General features: G+C 37.2%; 21 protein-coding genes. 18 read left to right on the forward strand and 3 right to left on the reverse strand.

Going from position 1 to position 21,808, the window contains the following annotated elements; translation table 11 throughout:
- Window positions 1-58: 58 nt before the first annotated feature.
- From JL53_RS07380 to pnp, 12 genes are all read left to right on the forward strand, one after another.
- On the forward strand, window positions 59-4,393 hold the full coding sequence (locus tag JL53_RS07380) for a PolC-type DNA polymerase III (RefSeq protein ID WP_038407232.1): 4,335 nt from the start codon (window positions 59-61) through the stop codon (window positions 4,391-4,393).
- A gap of 181 nt (window positions 4,394-4,574) precedes the next feature.
- Entirely contained in the window at window positions 4,575-5,042 is a 468-nt protein-coding gene (gene rimP, locus JL53_RS07385; protein ID WP_003719593.1) for a ribosome maturation factor RimP, read from the forward strand.
- Window positions 5,043-5,068: 26 nt separating this feature from the next.
- Window positions 5,069-6,187, forward strand: a complete 1,119-nt coding sequence (nusA, locus tag JL53_RS07390) for a transcription termination factor NusA (RefSeq protein ID WP_038407233.1) — start codon at window positions 5,069-5,071, stop codon at window positions 6,185-6,187.
- 14 nt (window positions 6,188-6,201) lie between these two features.
- Window positions 6,202-6,486, forward strand: a complete 285-nt coding sequence (gene rnpM, locus JL53_RS07395; RefSeq protein WP_003719596.1) for an RNase P modulator RnpM — start codon at window positions 6,202-6,204, stop codon at window positions 6,484-6,486.
- Window positions 6,479-6,778 carry a YlxQ family RNA-binding protein gene (locus JL53_RS07400; protein ID WP_038407234.1) on the forward strand — a complete coding sequence of 100 codons (300 nt, stop codon included), beginning with the start codon at window positions 6,479-6,481 and terminating at the stop codon, window positions 6,776-6,778. The genes rnpM and JL53_RS07400 overlap by 8 nt, the downstream gene beginning before the upstream one ends.
- Before the next feature lie 22 nt (window positions 6,779-6,800).
- Window positions 6,801-9,146 carry a translation initiation factor IF-2 gene (gene infB / locus JL53_RS07405; RefSeq protein ID WP_038407235.1) on the forward strand — a complete coding sequence of 782 codons (2,346 nt, stop codon included), beginning with the start codon at window positions 6,801-6,803 and terminating at the stop codon, window positions 9,144-9,146.
- A complete protein-coding gene (locus JL53_RS07410) occupies window positions 9,143-9,421 on the forward strand; it encodes a DUF503 domain-containing protein (protein ID WP_003719599.1) in 279 nt (92 codons plus the stop codon). Before infB ends, JL53_RS07410 begins: the two co-directional genes overlap by 4 nt.
- A 16-nt stretch (window positions 9,422-9,437) precedes the next feature.
- Window positions 9,438-9,782, forward strand: coding sequence for a 30S ribosome-binding factor RbfA (rbfA, locus tag JL53_RS07415; RefSeq protein ID WP_003719600.1), 345 nt, complete (start codon window positions 9,438-9,440; stop codon window positions 9,780-9,782).
- Between the two features lie 95 nt (window positions 9,783-9,877).
- Entirely contained in the window at window positions 9,878-10,792 is a 915-nt protein-coding gene (truB, locus tag JL53_RS07420; protein WP_038407236.1) for a tRNA pseudouridine(55) synthase TruB, read from the forward strand.
- A gap of 70 nt (window positions 10,793-10,862) precedes the next feature.
- Window positions 10,863-11,807 carry a bifunctional riboflavin kinase/FAD synthetase gene (locus tag JL53_RS07425; RefSeq protein ID WP_003719602.1) on the forward strand — a complete coding sequence of 315 codons (945 nt, stop codon included), beginning with the start codon at window positions 10,863-10,865 and terminating at the stop codon, window positions 11,805-11,807.
- Between the two features lie 137 nt (window positions 11,808-11,944).
- Window positions 11,945-12,214, forward strand: coding sequence for a 30S ribosomal protein S15 (rpsO, locus tag JL53_RS07430; protein ID WP_003719603.1), 270 nt, complete (start codon window positions 11,945-11,947; stop codon window positions 12,212-12,214).
- Between the two features lie 244 nt (window positions 12,215-12,458).
- Window positions 12,459-14,630: a polyribonucleotide nucleotidyltransferase gene (gene pnp / locus JL53_RS07435; RefSeq protein ID WP_038407237.1), complete on the forward strand. Its 2,172-nt coding sequence runs from the start codon at window positions 12,459-12,461 to the stop codon at window positions 14,628-14,630.
- A gap of 41 nt (window positions 14,631-14,671) precedes the next feature.
- On the opposite strand, the gene rsgA is transcribed toward pnp, so the two are convergent.
- The 3 genes from rsgA to JL53_RS07450 all read right to left on the reverse strand — a co-directional run bounded on the left by rsgA (window position 14,672) and on the right by JL53_RS07450 (window position 16,772).
- The gene (rsgA, locus tag JL53_RS07440; protein ID WP_038407238.1) at window positions 14,672-15,727 is read right to left on the reverse strand and encodes a ribosome small subunit-dependent GTPase A; all 1,056 of its coding nucleotides are present in this window, start codon (window positions 15,725-15,727) and stop codon (window positions 14,672-14,674) included.
- A gap of 180 nt (window positions 15,728-15,907) precedes the next feature.
- The gene (locus tag JL53_RS07445; protein WP_003719606.1) at window positions 15,908-16,387 is read right to left on the reverse strand and encodes an MltG/YceG/YrrL family protein; all 480 of its coding nucleotides are present in this window, start codon (window positions 16,385-16,387) and stop codon (window positions 15,908-15,910) included.
- A gap of 28 nt (window positions 16,388-16,415) precedes the next feature.
- Window positions 16,416-16,772: a hypothetical protein gene (locus JL53_RS07450; protein WP_038407239.1), complete on the reverse strand. Its 357-nt coding sequence runs from the start codon at window positions 16,770-16,772 to the stop codon at window positions 16,416-16,418.
- Window positions 16,773-16,967: 195 nt separating this feature from the next.
- On the opposite strand from JL53_RS07450, the gene rpmG reads away from it, so the two are divergent.
- From rpmG to JL53_RS07480, 6 genes are all read left to right on the forward strand, one after another.
- Window positions 16,968-17,117: a 50S ribosomal protein L33 gene (gene rpmG, locus JL53_RS07455; protein ID WP_003719608.1), complete on the forward strand. Its 150-nt coding sequence runs from the start codon at window positions 16,968-16,970 to the stop codon at window positions 17,115-17,117.
- A gap of 56 nt (window positions 17,118-17,173) precedes the next feature.
- Entirely contained in the window at window positions 17,174-17,713 is a 540-nt protein-coding gene (locus JL53_RS07460; protein ID WP_038407240.1) for a 5-formyltetrahydrofolate cyclo-ligase, read from the forward strand.
- Window positions 17,714-17,811: 98 nt separating this feature from the next.
- Window positions 17,812-19,350 carry a rhomboid family intramembrane serine protease gene (locus tag JL53_RS07465; RefSeq protein ID WP_074673862.1) on the forward strand — a complete coding sequence of 513 codons (1,539 nt, stop codon included), beginning with the start codon at window positions 17,812-17,814 and terminating at the stop codon, window positions 19,348-19,350.
- 12 nt (window positions 19,351-19,362) lie between these two features.
- Complete coding sequence (locus JL53_RS07470; RefSeq protein ID WP_003719612.1) at window positions 19,363-19,575, forward strand: YqgQ family protein; 213 nt, start codon at window positions 19,363-19,365, stop codon at window positions 19,573-19,575.
- Between the two features lie 25 nt (window positions 19,576-19,600).
- The gene (locus JL53_RS07475; RefSeq protein WP_003719613.1) at window positions 19,601-20,569 is read left to right on the forward strand and encodes an ROK family glucokinase; all 969 of its coding nucleotides are present in this window, start codon (window positions 19,601-19,603) and stop codon (window positions 20,567-20,569) included.
- 133 nt (window positions 20,570-20,702) lie between these two features.
- Window positions 20,703-21,794 carry a YqgU-like beta propeller domain-containing protein gene (locus JL53_RS07480; RefSeq protein WP_003719614.1) on the forward strand — a complete coding sequence of 364 codons (1,092 nt, stop codon included), beginning with the start codon at window positions 20,703-20,705 and terminating at the stop codon, window positions 21,792-21,794.
- The last annotated feature ends 14 nt before the right edge of the window (window positions 21,795-21,808 follow it).

A 21,808-nucleotide genomic window follows, 5' to 3' on the forward strand; every position in this document is an offset into this window, starting at 1 on the left:
AACGGGTTATGAGGGACATCTGGCTTTTATAAATTTGGATAAAGGGGTGTTATTCGGAATGACTGCTAAAGAGGAAGAAAAACAAGAGCGATTTCAGCTGCTAATGACACAAATTGGCTTAGAAGATGTAGTTACTTATGAGGAATTTACAAAAGAAGCTAAAATAGAAAAACTAGTAGCTGATAAAAAAAATAAGACATGGCAATTCCATTTGCATGTCCCACAAATTTTTCCAGCGGCGCTTTTCCATATGATGGACGTTGGAATGAAACGAGCTTTTAGTGAAATCGCCACAACAGAAATGCAAATAGTCCCTGAAAACCAAACCATTAACGAGACACTCATTCAAGACTATTGGAATTTAATTGTAGAGCCAATTAGTAAACAATCTCCTATGATTGGCAAATTGCTCTTAGAACAAAAGCCTACATTTAAGGAACCACATTTTATGGAGATTGCCGTGCATAATGACATGGAAGAAACAACTATTCAACAAAGATTCCAAGCAAAAATTATTGAAAGTTATGGAAGTGCCGGGTTTCCACGTTTGGCGCTGAAAACACATATTTTAGACCAATCTGAAACAGAAGAATATAAAGCATTTGCACAAGCAAAAATAGAAGAAGATCAGAAAAAAGCAGCCGAGGCAGTTCAAGTAATGCAAAAACGTCAAGTAGAGGCCCAAAATGGAAGTACCGCTGCAACACCGCTTTCGGGTCCATTCCAAATCGGCTATAAAATTAAAGATGATGAGGAAATCAAACGCCTAGGAGATGTTTACGATGAAGAACGACGCATCACAGTTCAAGGTTTGATTTTTGCAACGGAAATTAGAGAGCTCCGCAGTGGTCGTAGCCTTTTACAATTTAAAATTACCGATTATACTAGCTCGATGATTATTAAAATGTTTTCCCGTGATAATGAAGATGCAGCAATGTTTCAAAATTTAAAAAAAGGCATGTGGGTGAAAGTTCGCGGTAGTGTTCAAAATGATACTTTTGTTCGGGACTTGATTATGATGGCGCAAGATATAAATGAAATCGCTGGAGTGAAACGTCTTGATAAAGCGGAAGAAAAACGCGCAGAACTACATCTACATTCACCAATGAGCCAAATGGATGCGACGTCTTCTGTTGATTCACTCTTCAAACAAGCTGCGGATTGGGGCCATAAAGCGATTGCGATTACCGATCATTCTGTAGCGCAATCTTTCCCGGAAGCATATGGGGCTGGGCAGAAATATGGCTTAAAAGTTATTTTTGGTATCGAAGCGAATTTGATTGATGATGGAGTGCCAATCGCATATAACGACCAACATATTCTACTGAAAGATGCCACTTATTGCGTATTTGACGTGGAAACGACAGGGCTATCAGCTGTTTATGATACGATTATCGAATTAGCTGGAGTAAAAATGAAAAACGGTGAAATCATTGATAAATTTGAAGCATTCATTGATCCCGGACACCCGCTTTCTGCAACGACGATTAATTTAACAGGAATTACGGATGACATGGTGAAAGGTTCAGACCCAATTGATGTTGTGCTTCAACGATTCAAGGAATGGAGCGCCGACGATATTTTAGTGGCCCACAATGCCTCTTTTGATATGGGATTTATCAATACCGCTTATGAAAAAGTAGGAATTCCAAAAGCAGAAAATGCGGTAGTAGATACATTGGAGCTAGCTCGTTTTCTTTATCCGCACTTTAAAAATCATCGCTTAAATACATTAACGAAAAAGTTCAATATTATTTTAGAACAACATCACCGAGCAGTTTTTGATGCCGAAGCTACGGCATATCTAGCTTGGAAATTAATTAAAGATGCCAAAGAAATGCACGACATCGATTACCATGATTCGTTAAATGATTATATGGGAGAAGGAGATGCATATAAACGCGCTAGACCTTTCCATGCTACTATCTATGCTCAAACAGCTGTTGGTTTAAAAAATCTATTTAAATTAATTACGATGTCTAATATTAACTATTTTTATCGTGTTCCACGTATCCCACGTTCTCAACTGAAAAAACTTCGCGAAGGTTTAATTATTGGAACAGCTTGTAGCCAAGGAGAATTGTTTGAAGCAATGATGCAAAAAGGGATGCTAGCTGCCGAAAAAGTTGCAGAGTTCTATGACTTTATTGAAATTCAACCGAAACCAGTTTATGCGCCATTAATCGAGCGAGAACTTGTTCGGGATGAAAAAGCATTAGAAGAAATTTTAAAAAATATCGTTCGTGTCGGTGAAAAAACCGGGAAACCAGTAGTTGCAACAGGGAATGTACATTACAAAGACCCAGTGGACAAAATTTACCGTAAAATTTTGATTCATTCCCAAGGTGGAGCTAACCCACTTAATCGTGCAGAACTACCGGATGTTCATTTCCGTTCTACCGATGAAATGCTAAAAGAGTTTGCTTTTCTTGGAGAAGAGAAAGCAAAAGAAGTGGTTGTCACCAATTCTAATTTAGTAGTCGACTGGATGGAAGAGCTAAAACCGATTAAAGATGAACTTTATACACCAAAAATTGATGGTGCAGAAGATGAAGTTCGTAATATGAGTTATAATATGGCACACCAGTTATACGGTGAGAAATTACCAGAAATTGTCGAGGCGAGACTTGAAAAAGAATTGAAAAGTATTATCGGCCATGGATTTGCGGTTATTTACTTAATCTCGCATAAATTAGTTAAAAAATCGCTTGTTGATGGTTATCTAGTTGGATCACGTGGATCGGTTGGTTCTTCCTTTGTTGCCACAATGACAGAAATAACGGAAGTAAATCCACTTCCGCCACATTATCTCTGTCCCAATTGTCAAGACTCGGAGTTCTTTGACGATGGTTCAATTGGTTCTGGTTTTGACTTACCAGATAAAGACTGTCCTCATTGCGGAACAGCCTATCAAAAAGAAGGACAAGACATTCCTTTTGAAACATTCTTAGGATTTAAAGGGGATAAGGTACCCGATATTGACTTAAACTTTTCTGGGGATTATCAACCAGTTGCCCACGCTTATACAAAAGAAATATTTGGAGAAGATTATGTTTTTCGCGCTGGAACAATTGGTACAGTAGCGGAAAAAACCGCATTTGGTTATGTTCGTAATTATGAAAGAGATATGAATATGACCATTCGTGGGGCGGAAATTGATCGTCTTGTAGCTGGTTGTACTGGCGTTAAGCGGACAACTGGGCAACATCCAGGAGGAATTATTGTTATTCCCAATTATATGGACGTATACGATTTCACACCTGTACAATTTCCGGCGGATGCGACCGATTCAGAGTGGAAAACAACTCATTTTGATTTTCACTCTATCCATGATAATGTGCTTAAACTCGATATACTTGGACACGATGATCCGACAGCTATCCGGATGTTACAGGATTTAAGCGGTATCGATCCAAAAACAATTCCAACCGATGATCCCGATGTGATGAAATTATTTGGTTCCACTGAATCACTTGGTGTAAAACCAGCAGATATTGATTCTAAAACAGGGACACTTGGTATTCCTGAGTTTGGAACTCGTTTCGTACGGCAAATGCTCGAACAAACCAAACCAACTACTTTTTCTGAGTTAGTTCAGATTTCTGGTTTATCTCATGGTACCGATGTTTGGCTTGGGAATGCTGAAGAACTAATTAAAAATAAAACATGTGAGCTTCCAGATGTAATTGGTTGTCGTGATGATATTATGGTTTTCCTTATTTATCAAGGTCTAGAAAGCTCTTTAGCCTTCAAAATTATGGAATCCGTCCGGAAAGGGAAAGGGTTAACAGAGGAAATGGAAGAAGCGATGATGGCAAACAATGTTCCACTTTGGTATATTGAATCTTGTAAAAAAATTAAGTACATGTTCCCGAAAGCCCATGCAGCAGCGTATGTTCTCATGGCAGTCCGAATCGCTTACTTTAAAGTGCATTATCCGCTCTACTTCTATGCTACTTATTTCACTGTTCGTGCAGATGATTTTGATTTGACTTCGATGGTAAATGGAAAAGAAGCAGTAAAAGCAACGATGAAAGAAGTGAATGATAAAGGAATGGAAGCTTCTACGAAAGAAAAGAATCTATTAACCGTTCTAGAAATTGCGAATGAAATGCTTGCTCGCGGTTTCCATTTCCAAAAAGTAGATTTATATAAGTCTTCTGCTGATGAATTTATTATTGATGGAGACTCACTTATCCCACCATTTAATGCGATTCCAAGTCTTGGAACCAACGTAGCGAAACAAATTGTAGCAGCTCGTGAAAATGGTGAATTCTTGTCCAAAGAAGACTTACAGCAACGAGGAAAAGTGTCTAAAACAATTATTCAATACATGGATGACCAAGGATGCTTAGAAGGATTACCCGATCAAAACCAACTGTCACTCTTCTAAAAAAGGGCAAAACTTGCTTGTAGTCACAATTTGTGATAAACTTATTTAAGAAATACTACGATAACTCAGCCAAGCGTGGGCCAATGCCCACGCTTTCGTTTTGCAAATCTGCCAAAGAGTCACCAGTGGCAGAAGTAGGAGACGAATTAGCTGGAAAAGCGTATCTCTTAAGGAGGCTGAAATGAGTAAAGTACTAGATCAAGTAGAAGCGATTGTTGCTCCGATTACGGACGAACTTCATTTGGAGCTCGTAGACATTGCCTTTGAAAAGGAAGGACCAAACTGGTTTTTGCGAATTTTTATTGACAAAGACGGTGGCGTAGATATTGACGAATGCGCAGCTGTAAGTGAAAAAGTCAGTGAGAAAATGGATGAATCTGACCCGATTACCCAAAATTACTTTCTAGAAGTTTCATCACCAGGGGCTGAACGTCCACTAAAGAAAGAACAAGATTTTGTAAATGCGATTTCTAAATATGTCCATGTCACTTCTTATGAACCAATTGATGGTCGTAAAATGTGGGAAGGCACACTAGAAAGTTTTGACGGGGAAACACTTGTCATCACTATTACAGACAAAACGCGCAAAATTACTTGTGAAATTCCGAAAGACAAAGTAGCAAAAGCAAGATTAGCAATTCAATTTTAAAAAGTGAATAAGGAGTTGAATCAAAAATGAGCACAGAATTATTAGATGCTCTTCATGTGTTAGAACATGATAAAGGTATTTCAAGAGAGGTATTAGTGGAAGCAATTGAGGCCGCTCTTACATCTGCATACAAAAGAAACTTTAAAGATGCTCAAAACGTACGAGTAGATTTGAATATGGAAAACGGCTCTATCCGAGTTTTAGCAAGAAAAGAAGCCGTAGAACAAGTATTTGATTCTCGTCTTGAAATTTCAATGGAAGAAGCACACAAGATCAACCCAGTCTACAAACCTGGCGATGTAGTGGAGCTGGAAGTAACGCCAAAAGATTTCGGACGAATTGCCGCACAAACAGCGAAACAAGTTGTTACGCAACGTGTTCGTGAAGCTGAACGTGGTATCATTTACGATGAGTTTATCGACCGTGAAGATGATATTATGACAGGTATCGTAGAACGTCAAGATTCTCGTTTTATCTATGTAAATCTGGGTAAAATCGAAGCTATTTTATCTCAAAATGAGCAGATGCCAAATGAAACATACCATGCACATGATCGTATCAAAGTTTATTTAACTAAAGTAGAAAAAACAACTAAAGGTCCACAAATATTTGTATCTCGCACACATCCAGGTCTTTTAAAACGTCTTTTTGAAATGGAAGTTCCAGAAATTTATGATGGGGTTGTGGAAATCAAATCTGTTGCACGTGAAGCGGGAGATCGCTCAAAAATCTCTGTTTACACTGCAAACGAAGAAGTGGATCCGGTTGGCGCTTGTGTCGGACCAAAAGGCGCACGTGTTCAAACAATCGTTAACGAATTAAAAGGCGAAAAAATCGATATCGTTGAATGGTCAGAAGATCCTTTCACCTTTGTTGCCAATGCACTTAGCCCTTCCAAAGTGTTAGATGTTATTGTTAACGAAGCAGACCAAGCAACTACTGTTATCGTACCAGATTACCAATTATCTTTAGCTATCGGTAAACGTGGTCAAAATGCCCGTTTAGCAGCGAAGTTAACTGGTTGGAAAATCGACATTAAGAGCGAAACTGTTGCAACTGAGCTAGGAATCTATCCTCGTAATAACGAAGACTTGACTCCAGTAGAAGAAGCAGAAAGCGAAACTTTTACAGAAGATGAAGATTAAAAAGGAGAATTATCATGCGTAACAAGAAAATCCCCCTTCGAAAATGTATTATTACCGGTGAACGCTTGCCAAAAGGCGAACTTCTTCGTATTGCGTATTCGAAAGACGGAGCGCTTACGATAGATCCTACAGGTAAAGCACCTGGACGCGGTTTTTACATCGTTAAAAATGTAGCAGCATGCGAAAAAGCAAAAAAGAAAAATGCTATCTTTCATCAACTAAAAATGCCAGAACAAGAGTCTTTCTACGATGAGCTAATCGCTTATGTGAAGTCTCTCGAGGAACCTACTAATGGATAAAAAAGCTCTTTCCTTATTAGGACTCGCAAATCGCGCACGTAAAATTACTACTGGTGAAGAATTAGTATTAAAAGCAGTTAGAAATGGGAAAGCAAAACTAGTTCTCATTTCAGAAGATATATCCGAAAAAACCGAGAAAACAATCCGCAACAAGTGCGAATATTACCATGTTGTCGTGAAACAAGCCGGTACCCGGGAAATGATTGGGGGTGCAATCGGCAAAGACACACGTGCAATAGTTGCCATACTTGATAAAGGATTTGCTGTTAAATTAGCAGAATTACTCGGTTGAATCTTATACGGAGGTGTACGACATGAGTAAAGTTCGTGTATATGAATATGCAAAAGAACATCAAGTATCAAGCAAGAAAGTTATCGAGGCGCTTAAAGACTTAGGTATTGAAGTGGCAAACCATATGTCCACTATTAATGAAAATGCCTTAAGACAATTAGATAAAGCCGTTGATGGCACAAATAAAAAAGCCGAAGCACCTAAGAAAGAAACGACTAGCAACGAAAATGGAAATAGTAAGGGGCCAAACAAACCAAATATGACAAATAGTAATGAAAAATCGAATAAACCAAATAAACCAGCAGGCCAAAATACAAAACCTGCAACTACTAACAAAAGCCAAGGTGCAAAACCAGCGTCAACCAAACCAGCAAACACATCTAAGCAAACACAAACTAGTGGCGGACAACAACAATCTAGTGGACCAAAACGCAATAACAATAATAGCAATCGTCCAGGCGGCGGCAATTCTAACCGTCCAGGCGGAAACAATCGTCCAAACCGTGGAGGAAACTTCAATAATAAAGGACGTAATACCAAGAAAAAAGGTAAATTAAATCACAGTACAGTTCCACCGACTCCGCCAAAACCAAAAGAACTTCCTGAAAAAATTGTTTTCAGTGAATCGTTAACAGTAGCAGAACTTGCGAAAAAATTATACAGAGAACCATCTGAATTAATCAAAAAATTATTTATGCTTGGTGTTGTAGCAACAATCAACCAATCATTAGATAAAGATGCGATTGAACTAATTTGTTCCGACTATGGTGTAGCCGTAGAAGAAGAAATTAAAGTCGATGTAACAGACTTAGATGTTTATTTCGAAAATGAATTAAATGAAACAGTCGACGAATCAAAACTTGTCGAACGTCCGCCAGTTGTTACTATCATGGGACATGTTGACCATGGTAAAACAACGTTACTGGATTCCCTTCGTAATACAAAAGTTACTTTAGGAGAAGCAGGTGGGATTACTCAACATATTGGTGCGTACCAATTAGAAATTCACGACAAAAAAATTACTTTCCTTGATACTCCAGGACATGCTGCTTTTACAGCGATGCGTGCTCGTGGTGCTCAAATCACAGATATTACCATTTTAGTTGTTGCAGCAGATGATGGAGTAATGCCACAAACAATTGAAGCTATTAACCACGCTAAAGCAGCTGGTATGCCGATTATTGTTGCTGTAAATAAAATTGATAAACCACAAGCGAATCCAGACCGTGTTATGCAAGAATTAACAGAGTATGAGTTAGTTCCAGAAGCTTGGGGCGGCGATACCATTTTTGCACCAATCTCAGCTAAATTCGGTGAAGGACTTGAAAACTTGTTAGATATGATTTTACTTGTATCAGAAGTAGAAGAGTTAAAAGCCAATCCAGACCGTCGCGCAATTGGTTCTGTTATTGAAGCAGAACTTGATAAAGGTCGTGGTCCAGTTGCAACTTTACTAGTGCAAGACGGAACACTAAACATTGGTGATCCAATTGTAGTTGGTAATACATTTGGTCGCGTCCGTGCTATGGTCAATGATTTAGGTCGTCGCGTGAAAAAAGTCGGACCAAGCACACCAGTTGAAATTACTGGTTTAAATGATGTGCCACAAGCAGGCGATCGTTTCGTTGTGTTTGAAGATGAAAAAACAGCCAGAAGTATTGGGGAGACTCGTGCTAGTCGTGCATTAGTAGCGCAACGTTCTGCTACTAACCGCGTAAGCTTAGATAACTTATTTGAACATATGAAAGCTGGCGAAATGAAAGAAGTTAATGTTATTATCAAAGCAGACGTACAAGGTTCTGTAGAGGCACTTGCTGCTTCCCTTCGTAAAATTGATGTAGAAGGCGTTAACGTAAAAATCATTCATACTGCAGTTGGAGCAATCAATGAATCAGATATTACTTTAGCAGCAGCTTCTAACGCTATTGTGATTGGATTCAACGTTCGTCCAACAACACAAGCGCGTGAAGCAGCAGAAAATGAAAGTGTAGATATTCGTCTGCACCGCGTTATCTACAAAGCAATTGATGAAATTGAAGCAGCAATGAAAGGGATGCTTGATCCAGAATTCCAAGAAAAAATTATCGGTCAAGCACAAGTGCGCCAAACAATCAATGTTTCTAAAGTGGGTACAATTGCTGGCTGTTACGTAACAGATGGTAAAATTACTCGTGATAGTGGCGTCCGTATTATCCGTGATGGAATCGTTGTTTTCGAAGGTGAAATTGCTACACTAAAACGCTTTAAAGATGATGCAAAAGAAGTAGCAAAAGGTTATGAATGTGGTATTACAGTACAAAACTTCAATGATATTAAAGAAGACGATGTAATTGAAGCATACGTTATGGAAGAAATAGAAAGAAAATGATTCAATCAGTCATTAGTGAATTTTTCATGCAGGAACCACAAAACCTCAAAGAAAAACGCGCTATACTGAAACGAATTTTAACGAGAGCAAAACAAAAATTCAATATCTCTATTGCCGAAACGGATTATCAGGATTTATGGCAGCGAGCTGAAATTAGCTTTGCTGTCGTATCTGCCTCGCACACCCAAGCTGAAAAAGAAGCGAGGGAAGTACTTGCTTTTCTAGATTCTTTTCCAGAATGGGAGCGAGCCGAGACAGTAATGGAGAAGTTATAAAAAGAGGTGAATACACTTGAACGTAAGAGCAAATCGTGTCAGTGAGCAAATGAAAAAAGAATTGGGCGATATTTTAAATCGCAAAATTAAAGACCCGCGCTTAGGGTTTGTGACTGTAACTGGAGTAGATGTTACTGGTGACTTACAAGAAGCTAAGGTGTTCATTTCCATTCTTGGTACCGATAAGGAGAAAGAAAATACATTACTTGCACTTGCAAAAGCGCATGGCTTTATCCGCTCAGAAATCGGTCGCCGTATTCGACTTCGTAAAGTTCCAGAAATGTCTTTTGAAATAGATAATTCCATCGCTTACGGAAATCGAATCGATGAATTGCTTCGTGACTTAAATAACGATCAATAATAAATAAAAGTTTAAGGCAATCCCTTTATCTTCTCATTCAAACGGGATGTAAGCGGAAATTGTCTTAAACTTTTTTTGTTAGAAGGAGGAGCCGGATGAACGGAATTATCCCACTGTGGAAAGAACGTGGAATGACAAGTCATGATTGCGTTTTTAAATTAAGAAAAATTTTACATACAAAAAAAGTTGGACATACTGGTACACTGGATCCTGAAGTAGAAGGTGTACTCCCAATTTGTGTTGGACGTGCGACAAAACTCGCGGAATATGTAACGGATGAAGGGAAAGTTTATGTAGCCGAAATCACGATAGGTAAATCAACTACTACAGAAGATGCTACTGGTGAGACGGTTGAAACCAAAGAGCTAACAGAAATCACGGCCGAAGCACTTCAAGTTGCACTAACAAAACTCACTGGAAAAATCACCCAAATTCCACCAATGTATTCAGCTGTCAAAGTTAATGGCAAGAAATTGTATGAATATGCAAGAGCGGGAATAGAGGTTGAACGTCCATCCAGACAAGTGGATATTTATTCATTAACCCGCTTAGATGGCGCCACTCCGCTAAATGAAGCAAATCCGACTTTCCGTTTAGAAATCGCATGTGGCAAAGGAACGTATATTCGCACGCTTGCTGTCATGATTGGCGAACAGTTAGGGTATCCTGCGCATATGTCTAAGTTAGAGCGAGTACAAAGCGGCTTTTTCAAAAAAGAAGATTGCCTAACCCTGATAGAACTGGAAGAAAAGTTTCAAAAGAATGAAAATGATTTTTTATATCCGCTTGAAAAAGGGATTGAATCAATGGCAAAACTAGTCATTGATGAGGAAGTGCATAGCAAAGTTTTAAATGGCGGATTATTACCAGAATCTTTATTTATGACAGTAGAAAATGAACCTCGTGTTGCGCTTATTTTTAAAGAAAAATTAACTGCAATTTACAAACCGCATCCAGAGAAAAAAGACATTTGGAAGCCAGAAAAAGTCATTGAATTAAATCAAGCATAGTAATTGCGACTGCAACTTTCTTATATTATGATATTAAAGGAATTCGAATTTAGAGGAGAAGTGGCAAAAAATGAAGACGATATACTTACATCATCCGATTGCAACGGACGAGTGGACAGACTTAAAAAAAGTAATGGCGCTTGGCTTCTTTGATGGCGTGCATTTAGGGCATCAAGCGGTCATTAAACAAGCAAAACAGATTGCTACACAAAAAGGACTTCAAACAGCGGTTTTAACGTTTGATCCGCACCCATCTGTCGTTTTAAGCAATATCCGAAAACAAGTAAAATATCTAACCCCACTGGAAGATAAAGCAGAAAAAATGACTGACCTTGGTGTTGATATTATGTATGTAGTTCGCTTTACTACACAGTTTTCCGAATTATCTCCGCAAGCATTTGTTGATAAATACCTCGTTGCCTTGAATGTAGAACATGTTGTTGCTGGCTTTGATTATTCTTATGGTAAAAAAGGGGAAGGAAAAATGACCAATTTGGAAGGTTATGCAAATGGTCGTTTTGAAGTTACTATCGTGGATAAACAAACCGCATCTAGTGATAAGATAAGCTCGACTAATATTAGACGAGCAATTACAGAAGGTGAATTGGAAGAGGCAAATCAGTTATTAGGCTATCCCTATACAACAAAAGGAACAGTAATTCATGGAGATAAACGTGGTAGAACAATTGGATTTCCAACAGCGAACATTCTTGTTAATGAAGATTATTTGATTCCAAAACTTGGGGTATACGCAGTGAAATTCCGTGTTAATGGGAAAACTCATCTGGGAATGGCAAGTATCGGCTATAATATTACATTTAAGGACGACCAAGCATTATCTATCGAAGTTTATATTTTGGATTTTCATCGCGAAATTTACGGCGAAGAAGCAGAAATAGAATGGTACCAATTTTTCCGTCCTGAGCTTAAATTTAATGGTGTGGAAGGTCTGATTGCTCAATTAGAAAAAGACGAGCAAGATACAAGAGCTTTTTTTGCTGATTTAGATGATTAAACTACTATTTCTGCTTGCTTTTGGAGGCTAAATAGTGTATCTTTAAATCTGTACGAACAGAACCATTACTTGGCTTTTTGCGACTCACCGACGCTAGGCTCAGTAATTGGGGATATTTTAGAAGGAGGTGGAAAGAAATGGCTTTAACTCAAGAACGCAAAAATGAAATTATTGCAGAGTACCGTGTCCATGATACAGATACTGGTTCACCAGAAGTACAAATCGCTGTATTAACTGCTGAAATCAATAGCTTAAATGAACACGTTCGCGTACACAAAAAAGATCATCACTCTTACCGTGGATTAATGAAAATGGTAGGTCACCGTCGTAACCTATTAACTTACCTACGTAAAAAAGATGTTCAACGTTACCGCGAACTTATCAAACGTTTAGGTTTACGTCGATAAAAACCAGACGAAAGCGGGATACCAAAAGTTCCCGCTTTTTTTTGAGTATTAAGCATATTAAACTTTGGAAAACACGGCTAAGAAATGAAACTTTATCGCATGAATCCAAAAACGTGTTAAGAAACCCTTGTTTATAACAGGTTTTTGGATTCATGTGTGCTTTAGAAATTCTAAAGTGTGCGTGAACATTCTTATGCATGGTAAAGTTTCTGGTTCGTGTTTCCTAATAAAAGGAGATTAAATTATGTCTGAAAAACAAGTATTTTCAACAGAATGGGCAGGTAAAACATTATCTGTCGAAGTAGGTCAATTAGCAAAACAAGCAAGTGGAGCGGCATTAATTCGTTACGGAGATACAGTTGTTTTAACAGCAGCTGTAGGTTCAAAAAAACCACGTCCAGGTGACTTTTTCCCGTTAACAGTTAACTATGAAGAAAAAATGTACTCTGTCGGTAAAGTTCCTGGTGGATTCTTAAAACGTGAAGGACGTCCAAGCGACCGTGCAACATTAACAGCTCGTTTAATTGACCGTCCAATTCGCCCACTTTTTGCAGAAGGTTTCCGTAATGAAGTTCAAATTACTTCTACAGTATTCAGTGTAGACCAAGATTGCTCACCAGAAATGGCAGCAATGCTAGGTTCTTCAGTAGCACTCGTGATTTCTGATATTCCATTTGATGGTCCAATTGCAGGTGTTGATGTTGGTCGCATTGATGGCAAATACGTTATCAATCCAACTATTGAACAAGCAGAAAAAAGCGATATTAGCTTAACGGTTGCTGGAACACATGATGCAATCAATATGGTAGAAGCTGGAGCGAAAGAAGTTTCAGAAGAAGCAATGCTTGAAGCGATTATGTTTGGTCATGAAGAAATTAAGCGTCTTTGTGAATTCCAACAACAAATTATTGACGCTGTTGGAAAAGAAAAACGCGAAATCGAATTATTTGTAAGCGATCCTGAACTTGAAGCAGAAGTGAAAGTAGCAAGTGAAGGCAAAATGAAAGCAGCAATCAAAACAGAAGAGAAAAAAGCTCGTGAAGCTGCTATCGAAGACGTAAAAGAAGAAATTTTAGAGAGCTATAAAGCAAAAGAACTAGAAAATGAAGCAGAAGTTCTTAGTGAAGTAGCACATATTTTAGAAATGATTGAAAAAGATGAAATGCGTCGTCTTATTTCTCAAGATAAAATCCGTCCTGATGGTCGTAAAGTAAACGAAATTCGTCCGCTTTCTTCTGAAGTTGGTTTACTTCCACGCGTCCATGGTTCTGGTTTATTTACTCGTGGACAAACCCAAGCTTTAAGTGTTTGTACGCTTGCTCCATTACGCGAACACCAAATTATTGATGGCTTAGGAACTGAAGAATACAAACGTTTCATGCATCATTATAACTTCCCGCAATTTAGTGTTGGGGAAACTGGTCCTCGTCGTGCTCCAGGTCGTCGTGAAATCGGTCACGGTGCTTTAGGTGAACGTGCATTACAATATGTAATCCCTTCCGAAGAGGATTTCCCATACACTATTCGTCTTGTATCAGAAGTACTTGAATCGAATGGTTCTAGTTCTCAAGCAAGTATTTGTGGCTCTACACTTGCTATGCTTGATGCGGGTGTGCCAATTAAAGCGCCAGTTGCAGGTATCGCAATGGGACTTGTGAAACTTGGCGATGATTACACTATCCTTTCAGATATCCAAGGTATGGAAGATCACTTTGGCGATATGGATTTTAAAGTTGCTGGAACAAAAGATGGTATCACAGCACTTCAAATGGACATCAAAATTGACGGATTAAGCCGCCAAATTTTAGAAGAAGCATTAACTCAAGCTAAAGAAGGTCGCTTGCATATCCTAGAACACTTAACAAGCACAATTAGTGCACCACGTGAAGAACTTTCTGCGTATGCACCAAAAATTATTACCCTTAACATTAAACCAGAAAAAATTAAAGATGTTATCGGACCTGGTGGAAAACAAATCAATGCAATTATTGAAGAAACTGGTGTGAAAATTGATATCGAGCAAGATGGTACAGTTTATATTGCTTCTCAAGATCAAGCAATGAACCGTAAAGCGATTGCGATCATTGAAGATATCGTTCGCGAAGTTCAAGTTGGGGAAGTTTACACAGGTAAAGTTCGTCGCATTGAAAAATTTGGTGCATTTGTTGAATTATTCAAAGGAACGGATGGTTTAGTTCATATTTCTGAATTAGCACATGAACGTGTAGGAAAAGTAGAAGATATCTTAAAACTTGGGGATGAGGTTACTGTAAAAGTTATCGAAGTCGATCATCAAGGCCGTGTTAACTTATCGCGCAAAGTATTACTTGAGAAAAAAGAGCAACCAGAAGGCGATAAAAAACCGCAAGCTGAGAAAAAATACTACCCTAAAAAAGATAAACCTGAATCTAAATAATGCAAAAAGCAAGTAGCCATTTTTCTGGCTACTTGCTTTTTTTATTTATTTTTTGGTCGATTTTTATATTGTGTTCTAATTGTTTTTTGAATAGTTTTCCAACGATCTCGTTCTTGTCTTGCTAAAGCTGGACTGTTTTTCCTAGCATGATAAGCTAGCTCTTTCTGTAATTTAAGCCAGTTTTCATAATGTTGCATGGAAAGAGACCCATCAGTTAGCGCTTCTTGAACTGCACATCCAGGTTCTTTGACATGAGAACAATCGTTAAAACGACAATGCTCCGTTAATTCCTCAACATCAGAAAAAGTTGTTTCTAAGCCAGCCTGATTTAGGCCAATCCCGAATTCTCTCATTCCGGGAGTATCAATGACTATCCAACCATTTTCCAGTAAATGCATTTCTCGATGTGTAGTTGTATGTTTTCCCTTACTATCATCTTCACGAATATCCGATGTTTTCATCAAAGTTTTGCCAGCGAGTGCGTTAATGAAGGAAGATTTTCCAACACCAGAAGAGCCAAGTAAGACAAGCGTGCTGTGCGGCTTTAAATCGTGTTCTAGAGCTTCAAAACCCATGTGTGATAAATTGTCCACATAATAAGTTGGGACGCCGTAAGCAACGGTTTCTAGCTGATCTGTGTACGAAGTCAAGTCCGCTGCTAAGTCTGCTTTTGTTAAAATAATAATAGGAGAGGCGCCACTATCCCAAGCGACCGTCAAATAGCGCTCCAAACGGTTCAAATTAAAATCATGATTTAAACTCATGACAATGAGCGCATAATCAAAGTTCGCTGCAATTAACTGTTCTTCAGAATCCTTGTTCATCCGAGAAAAAACAGTTTTCCGCTGAAGAACAGAAATAATTTGAACAGTTTGCGAAAAGTCAATACTTACCTCTACAAAATCTCCAACAGCAGGAAGGGAAGAAGACGATAGCTCGTAAAAATTCCCTCGCTTAAGTTTGGCCAAAAATTCTCCTTGTTCTGTTATAACACGGTAAGAATCTTTAAAAACAGCAGTAACCCTTCCGTAGTCTGCATTTTTTGCTACAGTTTGTTCTTCAAAAAAACTTGTAAAACCATACTTTTCTAATATCAATTTTTTTGCTCCTTTTTAGGTGGGAGCACTCTATAAATAAGATACCCCCGTATTTTTTATGAGGTTTACCATTATTACATTTGCCATAATTCATCATCCTTTCTTTCTTAGATAATAACACAAAAACGACCAGAACATAAAGATGAATATTAATCACCTCAAGTTCTGACCGTTCTTTTGTTAATTTTTATGTGCTAAAATTTTTGCAATGGTTTCATAACTCATATCACTTTTTAAATTATACTTACCATCACGAACATATTTTTCATAATTATGGTCTTTTAAGTATTTATCAAACTCAGAAGAACTCTTAATTATCCCATTGGCCTGTAATTCTTCTCCAGCTTTTGAGGAAGGGTCTCCTTTAGAAATTGTCAATGTATAACTTTTTACTTTCTTAGCTTCTTCAGCTTTCTTTTTGGCAGCTTCATCGGCCGCTTTTTTAGCTTCGTCATTAGCCGCTTTATCAACTTCTTGTTGAGCTAATAGTTTTTCGTATTTCGTTTTCCATGTGTTTGAGTTGTCTTCAGAAATGTTTTTAGTTGTTGCGGCATTTGTTTCGTCTGCTTTGGTTGGAGTCGAGAAAAACTGATCGTAAACCAGTAAGACAACAGCAGATACTAAAAAACCTAATGCCAACATCCGTAAGTTCTTCTTCACAGACTAGGCTCCTCCTTTAATTTTAAAATCAATGTTTTAAATATTCCTCAATGATTTGTTCCACTTCTTCTTTAGGAAGGGAAGATTGCTCTGCGATTTCCGATGTTACAATTCCAGAAGTATAAAGTGTAATCACTTGTTTTTTCATTAATTCACGAACTTTTGGACTTTCAGGAACTTGCTCAATTTGCGTATCTGGGCTATCCAGTTTCATTGCCTTTTCTAATTCAGAGACACGTTTTTTTAACTCGAAATTTTCTTGCATCCACTGAGAAGCAACATCTTCCAGTTCTTGTTCTAATTGCTTATTATCACCTTTTTGTAAGAATGAAATAACAAATAGCGCAATAGCTGCAATCAATAAGATAATTATGACTGTGGTCATGGGTTTTATACACACCTCGCTTCCATAAACTCTACTACTAGTTATAGCATAATTTACCTTAAAACACCATCCGAAATAAGGTTTTGTAAAGAAAATAAAAAGAAAATGCACAGAGACCTTGCAACAACTGTATAAAAATGATATTATTATACAGGTTTAGTAAATAAATTCATCAGTCGAGTTGGAGGGAAAACAATGCGCGTTAATATTACTTTAGAATGCACTGAATGCGGTGATCGTAATTATATCACTACTAAAAATAAGCGTGAAAATCCGGAACGTATTGAATTAAAAAAATATTGTCCAAGATTACGCCGTGTAACTTTACACCGCGAAACTAAGTAAGCAGCAGGATTTTCATTCTGTTGCTTTTTTTATTCTGTTAAAAGGGAGATGTCGAGATGAGTGACAAACGCCTAATTAGGGAAAAAGTTTTACGCAACCTAAACGATATGGATAAAGTAGAGCACCGCGAACGATCTATCAAACTTGCAGAAAAACTGTTTGAATTGCCAGAATGGAAAAAGGCAAACATTATCGGTCTAACTTTGGCAAGGCATCCAGAAATTGAAACAGAAACAATTATATTACAAGCAAAAAAAGATGGTAAAACAGTATTAATTCCAAAAACCTACTATCCTGGTAGAAACATGGAATTTAAACAGATGGATTCCGTGCATCTACTTGTAAAATCTAAATTTGGAATTTTAGAACCAAGCGATTTGACTGAAACGGTAGCAAAAGATAAGATTGATTTGTTGCTAGTTCCAGGCGTTGCTTTTAATAAGGCGCATTTCCGAATTGGTTTTGGCGGTGGATTTTATGATCGTTTCCTAATGGATTTCAATGGCGATACTATTTCCTTGTGTTTTTATGAACAAAAGCAAGAATTCGCGCAAGAAAGCCATGATAAACCAGTTTCTATCCTAATTGAAGGATAAGTAAAAATAAATACATAGAAAATAGAGTGGATTGTTTACAACGTCCATTTTTTTGCGTATAGTAGTAAATATAATTTGTAATGAAAGCAGGGAATTTTTTGAGCTTCCAAGAACAATATGTCTTCTGGCGCCTAACCAACTATTTCTTGGGTGTTGAAAAATACCGTTTAATCCATCTTCACGAGGAGAAACAAGAACTTTGGTTAGAAAATACAAGTCGGAAAAAAAGACCAGTCATCCGTATTCAAATGAAAGAATTAAGTTGGGCTAACGTTGTAGAACGCGATGTTACCCATACTATGCACGTCTCTGAGAATCTTCGGAAGCAGATGGGGCGCCTTAAGTTGCCGCTTATAAATATATATATAACTCCATTTGAACCGATGGGTGATATTTCACCTTATTTCGGAAAGCCAATTACTTCTCCAAATGAAAAAGTGAAAATAGAGAATATTTTACTGGCAAACGAACAAATGAAAGAACAGCTAAACACTCTTGTTAAATCTTTGGAATTACCGGTAGACGCTTTTATTCTTCCAGATGAAATAACAAAAGAAATGGTAACAAAAGAACGAGAACAAGTAATTGCGTATATTACTACAAAAGTAAATGAAGAACAAAAAGTTGCTAGAAATGCAAAACCAACTGTAACTTATGCCTTTATTGGGCTATTAATTGCCGCTTTTCTATGGGTTACTTTCCAGGGTGGATCAACCGATTCCTTTAATTTAATTAAATGGGGTGGGAAATTCAATCCACTTATCTATGCTGGCGAATGGTGGCGCTTTATTACACCCATTTTTCTTCATAGTGGCTTAATCCATTTAGCTTCTAATGCAGTGATGCTTTATATCGTCGGTGCTTGGGCAGAACGTATTTATGGAAAATGGCGTTATGTACTTATACTCATTTTAGGTGGTATTTGTGGTAATATTGCCAGTTTCACTTTAAATATGAATTTATCTGTCGGGGCCAGTACAGCGGTATTTGCGGTTATGGGAGCACTGTTGTATTTAGTCGTATTGAAACCAAATATTTATGCAAAAACAATCGGTGTTAGCATCGCGTCTCTTGTAGCTATTAACTTATTGTTGGATGTATTTTCTTCTCAAATCGATATTGCAGGTCATATTGGTGGATTAGTTGGCGGATTCTTGCTGGCAGGCGCTTTATCACTCCCAAATCAATTTTTCCACTGGCGCCGTCTCGCGTATGGTATATCTCTTGTTGGAATCACTATTTTATTTCTTTACTTTGGTTTTCAAAAAGGAACGCAGCAATATGATCCGGCACAAGCCAACTATGCTGTACAAAAATATTTACAAGATGACAACAAAAGTGAAGCAACTAAGATTTCTGCTAATTTGATTGAAAGCGGGAGTGCAGATGCTTATTCATATACGTATGCGGCATCTATTGCATTACAAGATAAACAAGTAGATACAGCAGAGGAAATGGCGAAAGAAGCAATCACTATTGATAAAGACTTACCAGAACCACATTATTATTTATCAGTTTGTTATCAAATAAAAGGTGATAAACAAAATGCGTTAAAAGAAGCAGAAATTGCTAATCAACTTTCTAATGACCCATTTTTCGATTCTTATTATGATAAGTTAACAGAAACAAAAGAATAAGAGGTTTTTACTATGAAATCAGTATATGATGTTGCTCAATTGTTAAGAAAACACGGCATTATCGTTTATTTAGGAAAGCGACAATATGACATTGAAATGATGGAATATGAGATAACGGAACTTTTCAAACATAATATTCTAGATAGAGAAATTTTTGCTAGTGCGAGAAGCATTTTAAAACAAGAGTTGATTAAGGAACAACGAAAAAATAGTAGTTTAAACTAAATTGATTATAAGGAGAACAGAAGTAATGAACAAAAAATTAATTGGTGTAGATTTAGGCGGGACAACAGTAAAATTAGCAATCTTAACAAAAGAAGGCGAAATCGAAGAAAAATGGACTATTGATACAAATATTGATGATAATGGTTCGCATATCGTAAAAGACATTGGTGATTCGCTCAATCAAAAATTAACAGACTTACAACTTGATAATGATATCTTTTATGGTATCGGAATGGGGACGCCTGGAACTGTTAATTATGAAACCGGAACTGTAAAAGGTGCTTATAATTTAAACTGGGCAGAAGAACAAAATGTGAGTGAAGACTTAGAAAAAATTACTGGATTAAAAATCACCCTAGACAATGATGCTAATGTTGCAGCTCTTGGTGAGCGCTGGAAAGGCGCTGGAGAAGGTGGTGCAAATGTTGTATTTGTAACGCTTGGAACTGGTGTTGGTGGCGGAATCTTTGCAGAAGGAAAAATATTGCACGGAGTCCGAGGTGCAGCTGGTGAAATTGGTCATGTGACTGTAGTTCCGAAAAACGGCTATGACTGCACTTGTGGTAAAAAAGGCTGTTTAGAAACTGTGGCCTCAGCGACAGGGATCGTTCGAGTTGCGAAAGATTTAGCAAAAGAATTTACTGGTGAATCAAAACTTAAAGAAGCAATCAAAAATACAGAGAACATTACTTCTAAATTGATTTTCGAATTAGGTGCTGAAGGTGACGAGTTAGCTAAAGAAACTATTGATAAAATTTCTTTTTATTTAGCTCTTGCGCTTAGCCATATTGGCAACATGTTAAATCCAGAAAAGATTATTATTGGTGGCGGAGTTTCAGCGGCAGGAGAACAGTTACTGACCCCTGTTAGAAATTATTTTGAAACAATGGTATTCCCAGCAGTGAAAGAATCGACCAAATTATCTATTGCGACAAAAGGGAATGACGCAGGCGTAATTGGAGCTGCTTGGTTAGCAATGCCAATTGAAGATTAATATTATTTCTACAAAGCTACAATAATACTCCATTATTGTAGCTTGTTTTTATGAAATGAATCTTTCTATGAGCTTTGTTTTAGCTTACTACGAAAAGGGTAAAATTTTAGCATAGAGAGATTGGAGGCAAAAGATGAAAAAATCAACTACTATTTTGCTTATCGTCATATCAATGGGCTTGATTTTTATCTCTTTTGGTTGCGCAAAGGAAAAAGAAACGCCAAAAAAGACAACAAAAGATGTCCAAGCTATTCAAATTAAAACAAAAGAATTTCAGCGGGTTGTTGGCTGGTTATCGAAAGACTCTGTTTTGCTTCAAACTAAAGCAAAAGGACTCAGTTATTTTGCTGAATTAAATATCTATACAGGAAAAAAGCGAGCTATCTTTCATACAAAGGAATCTATCTCGGAAGTTCAAATTAGCCCAGATTATAGAAATATGTTACTTTATTCCGCTGAATCAAGTGAGAAAGCAATAATGCGGGTAATTGATTTAGATGATGGAAATATTGTTGCATCAAGAGAAACAAATCCACTTACTACTAATTTTTATTGGAATAATGAATCTCCTGAAAAAATAATGTTAGTAATTTATAGTCCAGAATGGGATTTTCATGTAGAAAATTGGGATTATACATTAAATCAAGTTGATAAGGTTGATTTAGTTTCACCATTTGTTTCTTGGTATGGGGATAATTTAATCATTTCAAATAACAAGGACAAACCAGATGATGAACTAGGAAATTTATATTTACAAGACATTCGAGATAATTCTAATAAGAGCTTAATTGTGGCAAATATTATGCAATTTGCTGTTCATGATAATGTTTTAATTACAATAGAAAAGTCATCTGATGAGAAATTATTGTATGAATTTAGAACAATTGGTTTTCAAAATTTCTATTCTTATTATTCAGCGCGAGAATACGATGAATTGGGCACTTTTGTTCCATATTTCGATGCGAATTTTGATAAAAATGCCTTTTTGACATTTGAACCTTATGAGAGTGCTAAAATAAGTGGGAACCAGAATGAATATAAGTTGGTAAAAGTTAATCCGACGACTAATAAAGAAACAACTATTTTAGACTTGATGGATAATCAACCGATATTATCCTATGAAACAGGAGACTTAATTCTCTATGGTTACCTCTTTGATAAAGTAATAGACACTAAAACAGGTAAAATGTATAATTTAGTTAATACTCCAACAAAATCTTTTTAACAACGAATTCCTGT

Origin of the sequence: Listeria ivanovii subsp. londoniensis, assembly GCF_000763495.1 — a bacterium.
GTDB classification, from domain to species: domain Bacteria; phylum Bacillota; class Bacilli; order Lactobacillales; family Listeriaceae; genus Listeria; species Listeria londoniensis.

Bases quoted from the DNA above. Each gene is read 5' to 3' on its own strand.
- JL53_RS07425 (WP_003719602.1), top strand. From the start codon at position 10,863: ATGAAGACGATATACTTACATCATCCGATTGCAACGGACGAGTGGACA.
- JL53_RS07475 (WP_003719613.1), top strand. From the start codon at position 19,601: ATGAACAAAAAATTAATTGGTGTAGATTTAGGCGGGACAACAGTAAAA.
- truB (WP_038407236.1), top strand. From the start codon at position 9,878: ATGAACGGAATTATCCCACTGTGGAAAGAACGTGGAATGACAAGTCAT.
- rimP (WP_003719593.1), top strand. From the start codon at position 4,575: ATGAGTAAAGTACTAGATCAAGTAGAAGCGATTGTTGCTCCGATTACG.
- rpmG (WP_003719608.1), top strand. From the start codon at position 16,968: ATGCGCGTTAATATTACTTTAGAATGCACTGAATGCGGTGATCGTAAT.
- JL53_RS07480 (WP_003719614.1), top strand. From the start codon at position 20,703: ATGAAAAAATCAACTACTATTTTGCTTATCGTCATATCAATGGGCTTG.
- JL53_RS07450 (WP_038407239.1), bottom strand. From the start codon at position 16,772: ATGACCACAGTCATAATTATCTTATTGATTGCAGCTATTGCGCTATTT.
- JL53_RS07470 (WP_003719612.1), top strand. From the start codon at position 19,363: ATGAAATCAGTATATGATGTTGCTCAATTGTTAAGAAAACACGGCATT.
- JL53_RS07460 (WP_038407240.1), top strand. From the start codon at position 17,174: ATGAGTGACAAACGCCTAATTAGGGAAAAAGTTTTACGCAACCTAAAC.
- nusA (WP_038407233.1), top strand. From the start codon at position 5,069: ATGAGCACAGAATTATTAGATGCTCTTCATGTGTTAGAACATGATAAA.
- JL53_RS07380 (WP_038407232.1), top strand. From the start codon at position 59: ATGACTGCTAAAGAGGAAGAAAAACAAGAGCGATTTCAGCTGCTAATG.
- rnpM (WP_003719596.1), top strand. From the start codon at position 6,202: ATGCGTAACAAGAAAATCCCCCTTCGAAAATGTATTATTACCGGTGAA.
- JL53_RS07400 (WP_038407234.1), top strand. From the start codon at position 6,479: ATGGATAAAAAAGCTCTTTCCTTATTAGGACTCGCAAATCGCGCACGT.
- JL53_RS07410 (WP_003719599.1), top strand. From the start codon at position 9,143: ATGATTCAATCAGTCATTAGTGAATTTTTCATGCAGGAACCACAAAAC.
- rpsO (WP_003719603.1), top strand. From the start codon at position 11,945: ATGGCTTTAACTCAAGAACGCAAAAATGAAATTATTGCAGAGTACCGT.
- infB (WP_038407235.1), top strand. From the start codon at position 6,801: ATGAGTAAAGTTCGTGTATATGAATATGCAAAAGAACATCAAGTATCA.
- pnp (WP_038407237.1), top strand. From the start codon at position 12,459: ATGTCTGAAAAACAAGTATTTTCAACAGAATGGGCAGGTAAAACATTA.